Origin of the sequence: Enterovibrio qingdaonensis (genome assembly GCF_028683135.1) — a bacterium.
GTDB classification, from domain to species: Bacteria; Pseudomonadota; Gammaproteobacteria; order Enterobacterales; family Vibrionaceae; genus Enterovibrio; species Enterovibrio qingdaonensis.
In genome coordinates this window covers 74,790-89,734 of the sequence record NZ_JAJUBB010000002.1, presented here as the reverse complement: position 1 = coordinate 89,734, position 14,945 = coordinate 74,790, and the positions used below count along the sequence as shown (strand labels likewise).

Genomic DNA, 14,945 nt, shown 5'->3' with positions numbered 1-14,945 from the left:
TAACGGCTGGCTTTTTTATGCATTGTCGTGGGGAGTGAGAGGGAAAAAGAAGTGGAAGACCCATGCAGGCCCAATGAGAAGAAACTGAACATCTTTAAAAAAAGAGGGCTTTTTCCCTTCAATATGATGTCCGACAAATTGCAATATCCACAGCACGACAAACATGGCGATTGAGAGAACAAGAATGTCGATGTTTGCACTTTGGAGCTCTACCAACACCATGGTACAAAACGCAGAAAATGCGGCCATAACAACAAACGCTTTGAATGACAACACCAGATAAAACACCAAGACCATTGCCAACACAATGAAGTACGGTGCTATCGCTATGTCCGAGAAATGCGATGAGGGGATCTCCCAAAGCAGGCCAGCGACAGAAAAGAAAATTCCCGGCACTGCCACTTTGTGGATTTTTTGATTGATGGGGTTCTGATGACTTTCCCCATACTCTTCAAACCATTCTTCGAGTGATTTCATCCTTGACGCCCCTCGCGCAGTTAATCGTGTTCTCGCACCATATAAACAAAGTGCTCGTCCTCGCGTACATACTCAAACCCAAACGCACGGTAGAGCACTTCAACACGGTTTCCTTGCAAATAGCATAAGCGAACTGGCTTGCCCATTTCCTGCGCGATAGCGAGATTTTCTTTCAAGATGTGACTGCCTATACCTTTTCCCTGATAGGCAGGCAGAATGAAAAACCGAGAGAAATAACAATGGTCTTCATGAACCTCAAAGAGGAAACAGCCAATTGGTTGGCCATCATGTTCAATAATTTGTGGTAATGCGGCAGCGAGTTCTTCCTGATGGATGCTAAATTGCAACGCTTCGTCCCAGCCCCAAATCCGCGCAACAGAATCACCTTCAGCCGCTTTTTTAAGATCGAAGAGAAAATCAAAATCGTCATTAGAGGCAAGACGATGTGAAAGGATATTCATTTGGATAAATCACGAGAGTGTTGAAAATATATCAAGAACAACTGGTAGTACCGACAAAACCAACAGACCTGACATGGCGTAATTAAACACCGCCCTTCGCGTTGGCGATGTCAGCACCTTCTTGAGTGCCGAGCCGAATAATAGCCAAATGCCGACGCTAGGAAAGGAAATGAGGAAAAAAGTTATCGCGATGGTCAGATTTTGCGCGTAATAGCTCTCACCAAGGGTTGTAAACGCCGCAATAGCACCGGTAGCCACCACCCATGCCTTGGCATTTACCCATTGAAAAAGTGCACCTTTAAGGAACGATAGCGGTTTTGCTTCACTGCCGACGGAAGAAAGTTCTCCAGAGCGGGCAATGAGATACGCAAGATAAAGGAGATAGGCAGTTCCCACGCATTTAATGATGAAATGCAACTCAGGAAACGTTTGGAATATTTGCCCAAATCCAACACCGACGAGAAAAAGCATCAGCGCGAACCCAAAACAGATCCCGCACATGAGTGGTAAACTTCGTCGAACGCCATAATTCGCGCCCGACGACATTAATAGCAGGTTATTCGGCCCAGGAGTGGCTGACGCAGATATGGCAAATAACGTAACCGCAACAATGTACTCCATGAACAATCCTCCCTGACCTTAAGATCAGATGGAGTGCGGTTGGTCGGTTTTCAAGGAGGATGTAAGCGCAATATCAAAAAAGGCACAGTAACTGTGCCCTTCATCAATCTTGGGGTCGATTACGCAACGCCATGACCTTTTGACGCTACCCAAATGCGATACCACTGTTCGTGAGACAGGCTGATTTTAGTTGCTTCAACCGCTTCCGCGACACGCTCAATTTTTCCGCTTCCAATAAGCGCAACAGGTTTTGAAGGTAACGCCATCACCCATGCATACGCAACCTGATCGATGCTGCTTGCGCCAACTTCGCCGGCCACTTGTTCAAGTGCCGTTCGCACTCGCAAGGTTTGCTCATCGGTACCATTGAACAGGCGACCACCGCCAAGAACCGACCATGCCATAGGTCTAACACGCGCTTGCTGAAGCATATCTAATGAGCCGTCTTCCAACGCACTCAAGTTAAATGGATTGATTTCGATTTGGTTGGTCACCAACATATCCGGTACGCGAGATTGCAACAATGCCAATTGAGAAGGCGTAAAGTTTGACACACCAAAGTGTGCGACTTTTCCGCTTTGTTTAAGTGCATCAAACGCGTCAACCACTTCATCAGCATCCATCAGCCAATCTGGGCGATGGATCAGAAGCACATCGATGTTCTCAATGCCCATGCGAGACAACGACAAGTCAACAGAATCCAAAATGTGCTGTCGGCTCGAGTTGTAGTGAGACACTTCTGGGCGACCATCAACCGGAGGGACTGGCACAATGCCACATTTAGTGATGATTTCAATCTCATCACGAATGCTTGGCTGAATCTTAAGTGCTTCACCAAACAAGGTTTCACAAGGTGGTCTGCCGTAAACATGCGCATGATCGACAGTTGTAATGCCTAAATCCATGTGAGATTTCAAAAAGGTCAATCTTTCCTGAGGGCTCATCCCCCACTCAGCCATACGCCAGTAACCCTGCACAAGTGCCGAGAAAGAAGGCCCCTCTGGTGACATAAGAACGTTTGAAACTAGGGACATAACAACTCCAATTTGCTAATTACGAATCTGGTCGAGTAAAAAATTTGCGGTTAACCGCTTTCTCGCGCAGATAAAGGTAGAACGGCAATCCAAAAGAAACACCAATGACGAGTGTACCCGCAATAGCCAGCGTTCGGTAACGGATCTGGTGCCGATCACCATCGGTGATAATGAATACTATCAGGGTGATAGCAGCAATAACAACATCGACCCAAGCAAAGATGCTAACCGGATTTCGTGTGAGATCGGCAATAAATTGGGACGGATTTACACCATTTTCGATTAACCACGGCAAAAAGGCTGCATAAGGAAAAATCGCCCCCATAATTGCAACAGTCAAATAGAAAAATGGCATCCTTCCCTCCGGAGTTTACCGTGGTTTCGTTAATCCATAGATCGCGTGGTCAACAATCCGTCCATTGAGGTTTTCTGCCTGAGTGATAACCCCCTCAAGAGAGAACCCTAACCGCTCGCATAGTCGACGACTTGGCGTATTTCCCGTTGCTACGGCTATCTCGATTTTCGTCAGCTTTAACTGATTAAATGCAATATCCGTCAGTGTGGTGACGCAACGTGATGCGATGCCTTTTCCTTGAAAGTCCTTACTTAGCCAATAGCCAATCACCACTTTCTTCAATGATTGAGAAATCACGTTAAAACTGACGTTTCCAACGACTTCGCCCTTATATAACATGGCACAAGTCATCGACTTACCTTCCGCATACCCTTTTAGCGACGACTCGATAAACGCGCTAAAAAACGCCTCACCATCTGCATGTGGCGGCCACGCCAGCCATTCTGCCAAATAGTCTCGCTCTCGCTTTACAATCGAAAAGTAGGACTTTGCAAAAGAAGGCTGAACCAACGCCAGAGCAACATCTTCATCGACTTGGGAAATAAACACAGGAAACCCCCTCATAACGCTATTGAAACTCACGATAGCAAGTCTCTATACCCAAACAACTTGAACCCTGCATCTTCAGGTTGTTTGGGTATATATGTTCAATAAAAACGCGACAAACAGAACACCAAAATGACTAAAACTTGCCTCAACACCAAAAAACAGCACTCAGGTGCAACTTTTTTAGTTTAAGACCAAATAAAACATGATATTTATCATGTCGTTAACGAAAAACCACACATTTCATTAAGAAAAGTGTTTCTACTTAAGCACATCCGAAGATAGTATGACGGAAGTCACAAATTGTCTCTTAGCGAAACACGTCATCTTTCACTCAATATTGAGTGCAATAAGTTAGACAAAAACAAGCAAGAAAGCTTATCACCTCAGTTTTTCGCACTCAGCGAGCCATTTTCGATATCTTTTCTTATTTTGTTTTGGGTTAACACTTACGATGACTTTAATTGATTTTGCGGACTCCGCTTGGTCCGTTGTCCCGCCATTCTTGGCGGTTGTCCTTGCCGTAACAACGCGCCGCGTACTCCTGTCTTTAGGCGTAGGTATCTTGTCTGGTGCCTTCATGCTCAGCGACAACTCCGTCCTTGGCGGGTTGCACTACCTTGCAGGAAAACTACTTAACCTTGTTTGGACCGACGGCGCAGTGAACGCTGACAACGTAAACATGATCATTTTCATGCTACTGTTGGGTTCGCTGATCAGCTTGATGAGCATTTCGGGTGCCACACAGGCTTTTGCAAATTGGGCCGAGAGAAAATGTGCAACACAACGAAGTGCAAAATCTCTGACCGGATTGATGGTCTTCATCTTTTTTATCGATGACTTTTTCCACTGTCTTTCTGTTGGTGCGATATGTCGCCCGATCACCGACCGCTTTAAGATATCTCGCGCAAAACTTGCTTACCTTCTTGACTCAACGGCGGCACCAATGTGTGTGCTTATGCCGATCTCTTCCTGGGGCGCATATATCATTGCCCTGATTGGTGGCGTGCTTACCGCTTTAAGCATCACTGATATCAGTCCTATTGGTGCATTTGTCTCCATGGTGCCGATGAATTTGTACGCTATTTTCACCCTTATCATGGTTGTCAGCGTCATCGCATTCAAACTTGATATCGGTGCAATGAAAAAGCACGAAGACATGGCGATGGAAGGACAGCTTTGGGATGAATCTAAAGGCCGCCCTAAAGGATTAGACGTTCAAGTAGAAAATGCGGGTAACGGTGGCATGATTGATATGGTGCTGCCAATCCTGACACTGACAGGGGCAACCGTGTTCTTCATGGTGCAATCTGGTGCGGAGTACCTATCCAGTCACCATCTGCCATTCGCGTTAATCGCCGCATTGGAGCATACCAATATTGGTTCTTCACTGGTGTACGGCGCATTAAGCAGTCTTGCGGTGTCAATTCTGTTAGCTCTTCGTCTAAACCTAAGCACCAAAAACTGGCTTCAGGCGTTGCCTAAAGGCGTATCTGCGATGATGCCAGCCATTATTATCCTGTTCTTTGCTTGGACAATTGGTGCCGTCGTGCGCGACATGAAAACAGGTATGTACCTCGCGTCTCTGTCTGAAGGAAACCTGCCATCCGCCTTGCTGCCAGCGGCAATCTTCCTTCTCTCTTGTGTCATGGCATTTGCGACGGGCACCAGTTGGGGTACGTTTGGAATCATGTTGCCTTTGGCAGGTGATATTGCGGCAGCAACAGACATTGCAATGCTTTTACCGATGATGTCCGCAGTGTTGGCTGGCGCGGTATTTGGTGACCACGCATCGCCTATTTCCAGTACCAGTATTCTGTCGGCGACAGGTGCGGGTTGTCACCATATTGACCACGTGATGACGCAACTTCCTTACGCCGCCACCGTGGCGTTCGGCGCGCTGTTGGGCTATCTCGCTATCGGGTATACACACTCAGCATGGATGGGCTTCGCTGTTAGCAGCATTTGGTTTGCTGTGTTCTGTGCATTTGCACTGAGAAAACAAAAAAGCCGAGGTTCGGAACCGGTTCTGTCTTAAGATAAAAAAGTGTTGCTAAAAAGGGCGTTTATACGCCCTTTTTTATTCTCAATCATAGGTAATTGGCCACTTCAATCAGGTTACCGTCAGGGTCACGAAAGTATATAGATAGGATATTTCCAACGGCCCCTGTTCTTTGCACTGGTCCTTCTTCAACAACGACACGCTGACGAGCAAGGTGGGCCTCAATATCATTTAGCGGGGTTTCGCTGATAAAGCATAAATCGGCACTGCCGGCTTGAGCATGTTGCGCATTCGGCTTGAATTCTTTGCCTCGTTGATGAAGATTAATCTTCTGGCTACCAAATTTGAGTGCTTTTCGACCATCGCCAAACGAAACAACCTCCATGTTCATTACACGCTGATAAAACGACAGCGATGTTTCAATGTCATTAACCGTCAACACCAAATGATCCAACCGAGAAATCTGCATTTTTAACTCCGCCTAGCCATAGGATGATCTGAATTCAACTCAAGCAAGTCCCACAAATTTCCGTACAAATCTTGGAAAACGGCAACCGTTCCATAATCAGCTTGCTTGGGCTCTCTAACGAAGTGAATCCCCTCTTTCACCATGCGCTGATAATCTCGCCAGAAGTCGTCGGTGTTCAAAAAAAGGAAAACACGACCGCCAGCCTGATTACCGATGAAGCTAACCTGTTCCGGCTTAGACGCTCTTGCTAGTAAAAGCGTAACGCCTTGAGAACCCGGAGGAGACACGACCACCCAACGTTTGTCCTGCTCAGGCTGATAAGTGTCTTCTACCAAGTCAAATTGAAGCTTATTAACATAAAAATCAATTGCTTCATCATAGTCTTCAACCACGATTGCAACATGGACGATGGCTTGTTTCATCGGTAATACTCCACCACTAGGACAAACAGAGAGTGTAAAAAAATCCGCAACCTTATTCTGTCTCTTTTCGCTGAAAGCATCTCAACTATTAAACAACGAAATAAAATTCATATCTATTAACGGCATCACTAAAAACGGTTTAAAAGAATTAAATTAGCACTAAAAAATTCACATCCAATTCAAAAGAAAACCTCATGCGCGAATTATATTAACCTTCAATATTAGTGAGTTAATACACCATCACAAAAAATTATCACTAATACCATTATTTTTTCCAATCATAGCAATCGAAATATTCCTTTATATGTTTTTCACATCCTATTTCTATACTCACCCCAATGAGAGGAGAAACAGCCACAGAAGTAAAAAACACCAATGAATCATAACCGTAAGATTTTCCGACTCGTCATGACCTTATTTGATTATGAGGTAAAATTACGTCACCCAATAAATAACGAGGGATTTAGTAATCTCTAATAAAAGTAAAAGCCCCTTTCAATCGTTTAATTATCACCGATATTACGTTCGGAAAAATCGAACAAGTTTCACAGTTACATCAATTAAAAACATAGTCGCAATGTAGAAAAAGGAAATATACACATGTTTAAACAAACACTTTTATCTATCGCATTGTCGAGTGCGTTAATTTCAGCCCCATCTATGTCAGCTGGCGACCCAAAATCAAATCAATTTTGGTGGCCAGACCAACTGAACCTCGCCCCACTTCGTGATCATGGGCAAGCGTCAAATCCAATGGGCTCAGACTTTGATTATGGGGCAGCATTTGAAACCCTCAATCTTGCTGATGTTAAGAAAGATATCGCCACTGTGCTTACCAACTCACAAGATTGGTGGCCAGCCGATTACGGCCATTATGGTCCCTTTTTCATTCGAATGGCATGGCACGCTGCAGGGACCTACAGGGTCAGTGATGGACGTGGTGGCGCAGGCGGAGGACAACAACGTTTCGACCCCCTTAATAGTTGGCCCGATAACGGTAATCTCGACAAAGCGCGTCGATTACTTTGGCCCGTTAAGCAAAAATACGGGGCTGCCCTTTCGTGGGCGGATCTGATGGCACTGACGGGTAACGTAGCCCTCGAGTCTATGGGATTCAAAACCTTTGGCTTTGCGGGTGGCCGAGAAGATGATTGGGAACCAGATTTTGTCTATTGGGGTCCCGAAGAAGCCTGGCTTGATGACCAACGCCGTGATGAAAAAGGCAATCTGATTCAGGGGCTAGGTGCAGTCCAAATGGGCCTTATTTACGTGAACCCTGAAGGCCCAGGCGGCAACCCTGATCCAATCGCTGCAGCGCGCGACATTAGAATGTCCTTTGGCAGAATGGCGATGAACGATGAAGAAATTGTTGCGCTAATTGCCGGTGGCCACACCTTCGGGAAAGGTCACGGTGCACACAAACCTGAAGAGTGTTTAGGCGCGGCACCTGCCGGTGCGCCGATTGAAGAGCAAGGCTTTGGTTGGAAAAACACGTGTGGTGAAGGTAGCGGTAAAGACGCGATCACCAGCGGGCTAGAAGGCGCGTGGACAGTGACCCCTACTCAATGGACAACGAATTATCTTGATAACCTCTTCACGTTCAATTGGGTTCTTTCAGAAAGCCCCGCAGGTGCAAAACTGTGGGTTCCAGATACCGACGCGGCGGCTCAAATGGTGCCCGATGCGCATGACCCTAACAAACGCCACGCACCTATCATGTTCACCACCGATTTAGCCGTCAAAGAGGACCCACAATTTCGAGAAATCGCAGAGAATTTCCGTAAAAATCCTGACGCCTTCGAACTTGCATTTGCAAAAGCCTGGTTCAAACTTAACCATCGAGATCTGGGACCACGTGCGCGCTACATTGGTGATGAAATCCCCGAAGAGATCCTTGTGTGGCAAGACCCCATTCCTGATGTGAATCACCCATTGATTTCTGATGCGCAAGCCGAGCAGATTAAATCTCAAATCCTTGCTTCCGGATTGAGTGTTCCAGAACTTGTTCGCACAGGTTGGGCGTCAGCCGCCAGCTACCGAGGAACTGACATGCGGGGCGGGGCAAATGGCGCACGATTAGCCCTCGCTCCGCAAAAAGACTGGTCCGTTAACGACCCGGACGCATTGCAGCGCGTGCTGAAAACCCTGAAAAACATCCAAAAAGACTTTAATGCTTCCTCAGGAGATACCAAAGTATCGCTCGCTGACGTTATCGTGCTTGCTGGTAATGCGGGCGTTGAAAGAGCAGCCAAAGAAGCAGGGGTCGACATCGATGTTCCCTTTACTCCCGGCAGAATGGATGCCTCTCAGGATATGACTGACGTGCAATCTTTTGCGGTTCTAGAGCCAAAAGCTGACGGTTTCCGCAACTATTACGATAGGTCTGCTAACTACAAATCACCGGCTGAAATGCTGATTGAACGTGCAGATTTGCTGACGCTCACTGTACCAGAAATGACCGCTTTGGTCGGCGGTATGCGCAGCATGAATGCTAACAGCGACGGTTCTTCTAACGGCGTGTTTACCGACAAACCAGGCTCGTTAAGTAACGATTTCTTCGTAAACCTGCTTGATATGTCAACGGTATGGGCTCCATCTCAAAATCAGGAAGGGATCTACGTCGGTTATGACCGTGCTTCTGGTGATCAGAAATGGACAGCAACGCCAGTTGACCTTATTTTTGGCTCAAATGCTGAATTACGTTCAATTGCGGAGGTTTACGCGTCAAACGATGCACAGCAGAAGTTTGTAAATGACTTCGTTGCAGCTTGGGCCAAAGTCATGAACAACGATCGTTTTGACATGAACTAATCGACTGCCGCATTTTCTTTGTAAGTGGCATATTGTTAAGCAATAACGCCCTGAATCTGTCAGGGCGTTTGTTTATTACCGAACGATGTTAGTTTTCCAATACTGGTACAAGCCTGTGATATCAGATGAACAAAGGAAGGCCATGCCGCCCTTCAATGCTTCATCTGGCCAGTTCCACCAAGCCATTTCTAACAGCATAGCGATCTCTTCGTCGGAGAAGCGAAACTTAATGTGTTTAGCTGGGTTGGATCCAACCACTTCATAGGGCGAAACGTCTTTCGTGACTACCGCTCGGCTGGCGATGACTGCGCCGTGTCCGACTTTCACACCAGGCATAATCATGGCTTCTGATCCAATCCAGACATCACTGCCGATGACAGTGTCTCCCATGCGTTTAAACGCATCTTTCGCACCGTCAAAATGCGGGTTATCTTGATAAAAGAAAGGGAAAGTAGTGGCCCAATCCATTCGGTGACCTTGATTTCCTGCCATCATAAACACCGCACCAGAACCAATAGAGCAAAAATTACCGATGACAAGCTGATCCACGTCTGTGCGATCGGGCACCAAATAACGCGCACACTCATCAAAACTGTGTTCATGGTAATAACCCGAGTAATAACTGTGGCGACCTACAATAATGTTGGGATTGGTAACTTGCTCTTGGAGCGACTTGCCTGCAAACGGGGACTCAAAATAATTCTTCATTTCATTCTCAGAGCTAACGGCAAGCAGAACGCTTAAACGACTGCCCTGTTATATCTCACAGTTTGTTGCCGTATCGTGATTTTTGACAACAACCCATTCTGGGTTGATGGTAAAGTGGCGACTTCACAGGATTTCGAACTAAAAGCCTATAAAGTTAGTGTGTTAGGGTAGTCTCTTGTTAGTAAAAAAACTTCTTCTCCAAGCTTCAGCCACGCTGGCAGGTCTATTTACGTTTGCTGCTTACTTCAAGATTCTGCAAAGTACTTTAAGCCAAGAAGCACTTGGTAACACCCTGATGTGGCTATTTGACGTCAGTTGGATACGCGACTTTCTCACCGCTCACCCACGCATTGACTTCAATACGCTTTCTGTCCTTGCTGGGCTGCTGCAATCAACCACTTTATCGCTGATCGCTGCACTCATCGTGTTAGTGATAATGAAAGGCTTACCACGTCTTATTCCTTTCAGTGATTACGTCGTACTTGGCACCTTGATGGGTAGTTTGTATTACATAGTGATAGCCATGTTTGGCTATCACCTTGCACTAAAAGTGAGTCCTTACAGTCTCTATGCCAGTCACTCCTATGGAACGCTCATTACTGTACTGACATGGACATTGCCATTTGTCATCGCTTTATTGACAGTCACAATGCGTCTGAGAAATACAACGAGTAAGGTTTCACGTATCAATAAGCCGCTAATTTAAAGCATCACACCCAACGTTGATAACGCCCGACGCGCCTGTGTAGTATTTACAAACACAATCGCTTCAAACCCAACTGCTTTGGCACCATCAACGTTTTGCTGCACATCATCAAGAAACACAGATTCTTCAGGAGTAACACCGTACTTTTCTGCCAACCGATTAAAAATATCTGCACAGGGCTTCAAACACCCTTCTTCGGCTGACACGACCTCACCATCGAAAAGTGCCCAAAAGTCGTAACGCGTTTGCAAATGACTGACGATTTCATGCACATTGTCTGTCAATGCAAACACCTTGTATCCCGCTGATTTTGCAGCTTTCAAGAGCTGTACCGAGCCATATAGAACAATCTGCGTTTCTTTAATGTAATAAAACAGCGCGTCTGCTTCAGTTTCCGATATGCCCGAAAGCGCAATGATGTCTGCTTTGGCTTCAGATTCCGTCAACTCCCCACGATTGAGTGCCAGCCAAGTGTCACTCCTGAAAATGGTTTCTGCTTTGTGCCGACTTTGTTCATCGTCACCAAAGGTCAACCTTGCGATTTCCGCTGGTGACCAGCGCACCATGACATTACCAATGTCGAAAATAATATTTTTGATTTCCCTTGATGGCATATAACCTCGCTTTGAGAAAGAAAATGGCACCGTATTGTGTTTGATACGCACACAATTTGTCTGCGTTAATTACGATTACATGACCAAAATCTTTCACACACTATCAACTATCAGCCGCACAAGGCCTGTGCGTTGCATAACAAAAGACTATTGTTAAACCATCTCCAGCCTTCCTTCCACCGACTCGCTCAAAGAAAACAAACGGTTAGGTTCCTTGCATTCAATTTCATCGCCAAACGCACAACCACAAAGCACTTTTTCTATTTAGGCCATATTCGCAGTCAGTTAACGCATCTAGTCTGAATGTACTACCCAAATTGTTCATTATGCGGGTACTCCTACGCTTCAGAATTGAGGTGAAAACATGTGGAAATCAATTCGTAATCTCGTTGCTAAGGTGTTTCCTATGACAGTAAAAATACATCCTGCCGTCGATAGCGGTGTAAAGCACACTGATGTCCCTGGTTTTTCAGGCGGTAAACTTACCTGCCAATGCACTGACAACCCTGTCGTTGTTAGCGTTACGGCACAAACTGCGCACAATCACGTATGTGGTTGTTCAAAATGTTGGAAACCTTCAGGCGCAGTCTTTTCTCAAATCGCCGTTGTTTCAAAAGACAACGTGAGCGTCGACCAGAATGAAAGCAAGCTCTCGGTGGTAGATGCCAGTGCAGCAATTCAACGACATGCCTGTACCTCTTGCGGTGTGCATATGTATGGCCGTATTGAAAATACTGGGCACCCATTTTATGGCCTCGATTTCGTGCACACTGAATTGTCAGATCAGGACGGTTGGTCTGCCCCTGAGTTTGCTGCATTTGTGTCCTCAATCATCGAATCAGGCACCCCGCCAGAGGACATGGGTGCCATTCGTCATCGTTTGACAGAGCTCGGTCTTGAACCTTATGACTGCCTGTCTCCACCACTGATGGATGCTATCGCGACTCACGTTGCCAAATCGCACGCAAATTAACCATTGAATGTGCAATAAACCGATTCTCCTTTGGGCTGGCTATACCAGCCTTTTTTTCGTCTCAACCTAATGCCAACATTTTTCTCAACGCAATTCAGGCAAAAACACACGCAATGTACCGATATATAGACAATCCCAGCTAAAAAAGTCGCATACAGTGACGTATTCGCCTTTCATCTGGAATACGCCTTCATGCCGCACTCTCATTCGCCTAGTCTCTTTCGTCGCGCCTTTAACAATGTCACTTCCATCGTCACTCAAATTCTCGCACTGCTCGCTCGATGGATACGCAGTTTGTTTGAAACCGGTGAAATTACCCTGGATTTGGAATCCATTGGCGAAAGTCCTGAGCAGGCAAAAGCCAAATGGCGTAATGACCGAGCCAGCGTTGTTGCGATGGCTGAGCGTAACCAAATCAAGCTGGAACAAGCGTTGCGACTACGTGATGCAGCAGGAGACTTGGTGCCTCCAACAAAAGAGCGTTACGACTTTCATGTGGTCATTGGTAAAGGCTATTTCCCTATAGTGGGGAACCTTCTTATCCCTGTCGGTGCAGGAACATTTCGTGGACAAGGGTGTTATGTAAGGCGCAAATCCTTACCCTCGGCGTTCAAAGGCGTCACAACGCATCCCACGGCACTATGCCCAATTGGTGGGTCTGACAATAACGGCATCCTCACGCAATGTGGCTCAAGTCGCGTGTTCGACTTCGCGATTAGCGGATGCTTAAAAGATGAAGGAGACGGCGGTAATGGCATGATCTTGGGGCATACTCCCCCCGAGCCAGATACCGTCGGCAATGCCAAACCTAATGTGGCGCAATACTGGGCAGGTCAACCCAACCGTATGCCACAAAAACGCTTTGGTGAGCCTCAAATTTGGACGTCACTGACCAGCTTTAACCTCAAAAACAGCCAAGGGCAGACTGAGATCACCGTGCCAGCAAAAGGGACCTACTCTGCCCCAAAAGACGTTTTACTCGACGACACGGTGGACATTCCGCTGGTTAGGTGGGTACGCGCCTTTGATGCAAACGGCAAAGAAGTCGCCCGCTATGCCAACAGCGGTAAAAAGCTGGATGGTAAACTGGTGGGTATCAACGCTGATGACCGCCAAACCACAGGCAGACCTAGAAAAAACGGAGAGACCCGCGTTTACAACCTCCCCATTTCTGAAACAGATAAAACCACCACCGTTATCGTGCCACTTGGCTTACCAGTAACCACAAAAACGGTGGATGTCTCTTTCTACAATCTGGTCACTCACCATTCGCTTCTGTCTCAAATGACGCCTTACCTTACAGAGAATTTTTATACCAATGCGAGAGCATCTTATAACGAGTTTTTAAACATCGTTGTTGAGGAAATGCCTTGGAATGGCTTTGTAGGCATTGACGGTGCCTACAACACACACATCGATCTCATGGCCAGAGAAAACGGATTGGATGGCTGGTATTTTCCCGGTGGCTACGAAGACTATATGCACAACAGTTTCATTGGTTGTGCCGCGGTAAACAACGAGGGATGGGGGCTCTACCTGTCACAACCTACACTTGCCAGCCGCAGCGGCGCGGATAACAACCAGTGGCCTAATGCCGAGGGGGAATTAGTCGTACACCGCAAGTGGACGTACATCGCCTCTTCCAATGATTTGGGTAACTTTGATGGTTATGGTAATCGCGGCGGCTCACTTTATATGGGTGCTAGCTCTAACTCCATGCAAACAGGCAGCATGGAGCACCATTTTGACAGCCACAATATCGACCCTTTTGGTACCTCTTCAACGGCACCGCGCGCCGATTGGAATCCAATGCGCTGGACCAGTTTAGTGGTGTTTACTGCTGATTCCCGACAGAACGATATCGTGATTACCAGCACGCCCACAGATTCTCGACGCGTCACCTACTGCAAGGCACGCCTCGAACATGAATCGCCGTCGCCAAGCAACCCTGATTCCAATATTTACAGCGGGTTAAGCGGTAATCACTACTGCCATCCAAGACCCGATACCTTTGGTTCACTGATTGATGTACGACCTCCATCTATCGCTCATCTCCACCTCACACCTTATGATGAACACGAGCGAGCAGGCGGTGACATGCAGGCGAAACCGGGAGGCCCCGGCGAGTTACAGGGGTTATTTTCCGGCATTCGCAAAGTTCTGTTTCGTCCCTGGGTATATGAAATCACCCCCATCAAGAACCACTTACCTCACGGCTGGAACGTCGTGTTCTCCGCGAAAGACAAAAACCTTCCGGGTGCGGGCAAAGACGTCACATTAAGTGCCGACGCATTGGGGCTTGCAGGTCAGCATGCTCTAACCACACTGCATTTTGGGTCTCACCCCTACAATTTTAAAGGATTCACCATAGAAGCCGGACAGGTGAAAACACTTCTATTCGACATTGCCACACTCAGCGAAGACTTTGACAACATTGATATGAACTTACTCAGCGTTGGTGTGAACTACCTGTTTGACGAGCTAAAAAAGACTCCCGGGTCGCCTTCCCCCAAATTACCCGCCAGCCTCCTGCTTATGCCCGCGAGGGTGAGGTTATGGAAAAATGCTGCTGGAACGAAAAAGTTTTACGTTGAATTACCAGTGTTCAATACCGATAGCAAATCGCTTAGCTACCCAAGCACGGCAAACCAGTTTCACTATTTTAAAATCAAAGTAGAGACGGCCAAGATAGATAATGCGATTTAGAAAAAAGGCATACTTGCGATAAGGGGAGCCCCTTCTTTCG

The 14,945-nt window shown here is 46.7% G+C and carries 15 protein-coding genes; 5 read left to right on the top strand and 10 right to left on the bottom strand.

The features are described 5' to 3' along the window. Positions 1–15: 15 nt before the first annotated feature. The 6 genes from LRP49_RS03360 to LRP49_RS03335 all read right to left on the bottom strand — a co-directional run bounded on the left by LRP49_RS03360 (position 16) and on the right by LRP49_RS03335 (position 3,497). Positions 16–477 (bottom strand): Mpo1 family 2-hydroxy fatty acid dioxygenase, encoded by a 462-nt coding sequence (locus LRP49_RS03360; protein ID WP_274140214.1) that lies wholly within the window; start codon positions 475–477, stop codon positions 16–18. Between the two features lie 20 nt (positions 478–497). Beyond that, positions 498–938, bottom strand: a complete 441-nt coding sequence (locus LRP49_RS03355) for a GNAT family N-acetyltransferase (protein WP_274140212.1) — start codon at positions 936–938, stop codon at positions 498–500. A gap of 9 nt (positions 939–947) precedes the next feature. Then, positions 948–1,559 (bottom strand): LysE family translocator, encoded by a 612-nt coding sequence (locus LRP49_RS03350; RefSeq protein ID WP_274140210.1) that lies wholly within the window; start codon positions 1,557–1,559, stop codon positions 948–950. Between the two features lie 119 nt (positions 1,560–1,678). Continuing rightward, positions 1,679–2,593, bottom strand: a complete 915-nt coding sequence (locus LRP49_RS03345) for an aldo/keto reductase (RefSeq protein WP_274140208.1) — start codon at positions 2,591–2,593, stop codon at positions 1,679–1,681. Positions 2,594–2,612: 19 nt separating this feature from the next. Then, the gene (locus LRP49_RS03340) at positions 2,613–2,948 is read right to left on the bottom strand and encodes a DUF2834 domain-containing protein (protein ID WP_274140206.1); all 336 of its coding nucleotides are present in this window, start codon (positions 2,946–2,948) and stop codon (positions 2,613–2,615) included. A gap of 15 nt (positions 2,949–2,963) precedes the next feature. Further along, positions 2,964–3,497, bottom strand: a complete 534-nt coding sequence (locus tag LRP49_RS03335; RefSeq protein ID WP_274140204.1) for a GNAT family N-acetyltransferase — start codon at positions 3,495–3,497, stop codon at positions 2,964–2,966. Positions 3,498–3,948: 451 nt separating this feature from the next. Here LRP49_RS03335 and LRP49_RS03330 point away from each other — a divergent pair, with 451 nt between their 5' ends. Continuing rightward, complete coding sequence (locus tag LRP49_RS03330; RefSeq protein WP_274140202.1) at positions 3,949–5,532, top strand: Na+/H+ antiporter NhaC family protein; 1,584 nt, start codon at positions 3,949–3,951, stop codon at positions 5,530–5,532. 52 nt (positions 5,533–5,584) lie between these two features. On the opposite strand, the gene LRP49_RS03325 is transcribed toward LRP49_RS03330, so the two are convergent. Beyond that, on the bottom strand, positions 5,585–5,965 hold the full coding sequence (locus tag LRP49_RS03325; protein WP_274140200.1) for a VOC family protein: 381 nt from the start codon (positions 5,963–5,965) through the stop codon (positions 5,585–5,587). A 2-nt stretch (positions 5,966–5,967) separates the two neighbouring features. Beyond that, the gene (locus LRP49_RS03320) at positions 5,968–6,387 is read right to left on the bottom strand and encodes a VOC family protein (protein ID WP_274140198.1); all 420 of its coding nucleotides are present in this window, start codon (positions 6,385–6,387) and stop codon (positions 5,968–5,970) included. 600 nt (positions 6,388–6,987) lie between these two features. On the opposite strand from LRP49_RS03320, the gene katG reads away from it, so the two are divergent. Continuing rightward, positions 6,988–9,198, top strand: a complete 2,211-nt coding sequence (gene katG / locus LRP49_RS03315; protein ID WP_274140196.1) for a catalase/peroxidase HPI — start codon at positions 6,988–6,990, stop codon at positions 9,196–9,198. Between the two features lie 75 nt (positions 9,199–9,273). On the opposite strand, the gene catB is transcribed toward katG, so the two are convergent. Then, on the bottom strand, positions 9,274–9,906 hold the full coding sequence (catB, locus tag LRP49_RS03310) for a type B chloramphenicol O-acetyltransferase (RefSeq protein WP_274140194.1): 633 nt from the start codon (positions 9,904–9,906) through the stop codon (positions 9,274–9,276). 175 nt (positions 9,907–10,081) lie between these two features. Here catB and LRP49_RS03305 point away from each other — a divergent pair, with 175 nt between their 5' ends. Beyond that, positions 10,082–10,612, top strand: a complete 531-nt coding sequence (locus LRP49_RS03305; RefSeq protein WP_274140192.1) for a hypothetical protein — start codon at positions 10,082–10,084, stop codon at positions 10,610–10,612. Here the strand turns inward: LRP49_RS03305 and LRP49_RS03300 are convergent. Continuing rightward, on the bottom strand, positions 10,609–11,226 hold the full coding sequence (locus LRP49_RS03300; protein ID WP_274140191.1) for an HAD family hydrolase: 618 nt from the start codon (positions 11,224–11,226) through the stop codon (positions 10,609–10,611). The two genes, LRP49_RS03305 and LRP49_RS03300, sit on opposite strands and share 4 nt — an antisense overlap. Positions 11,227–11,632: 406 nt before the next feature. Between LRP49_RS03300 and gfa the strand changes: the two genes are divergently transcribed. Beyond that, positions 11,633–12,199, top strand: a complete 567-nt coding sequence (gfa, locus tag LRP49_RS03295; RefSeq protein ID WP_274140189.1) for an S-(hydroxymethyl)glutathione synthase — start codon at positions 11,633–11,635, stop codon at positions 12,197–12,199. A gap of 192 nt (positions 12,200–12,391) precedes the next feature. Then, on the top strand, positions 12,392–14,905 hold the full coding sequence (locus LRP49_RS03290) for a hypothetical protein (RefSeq protein WP_274140188.1): 2,514 nt from the start codon (positions 12,392–12,394) through the stop codon (positions 14,903–14,905). The last annotated feature ends 40 nt before the right edge of the window (positions 14,906–14,945 follow it).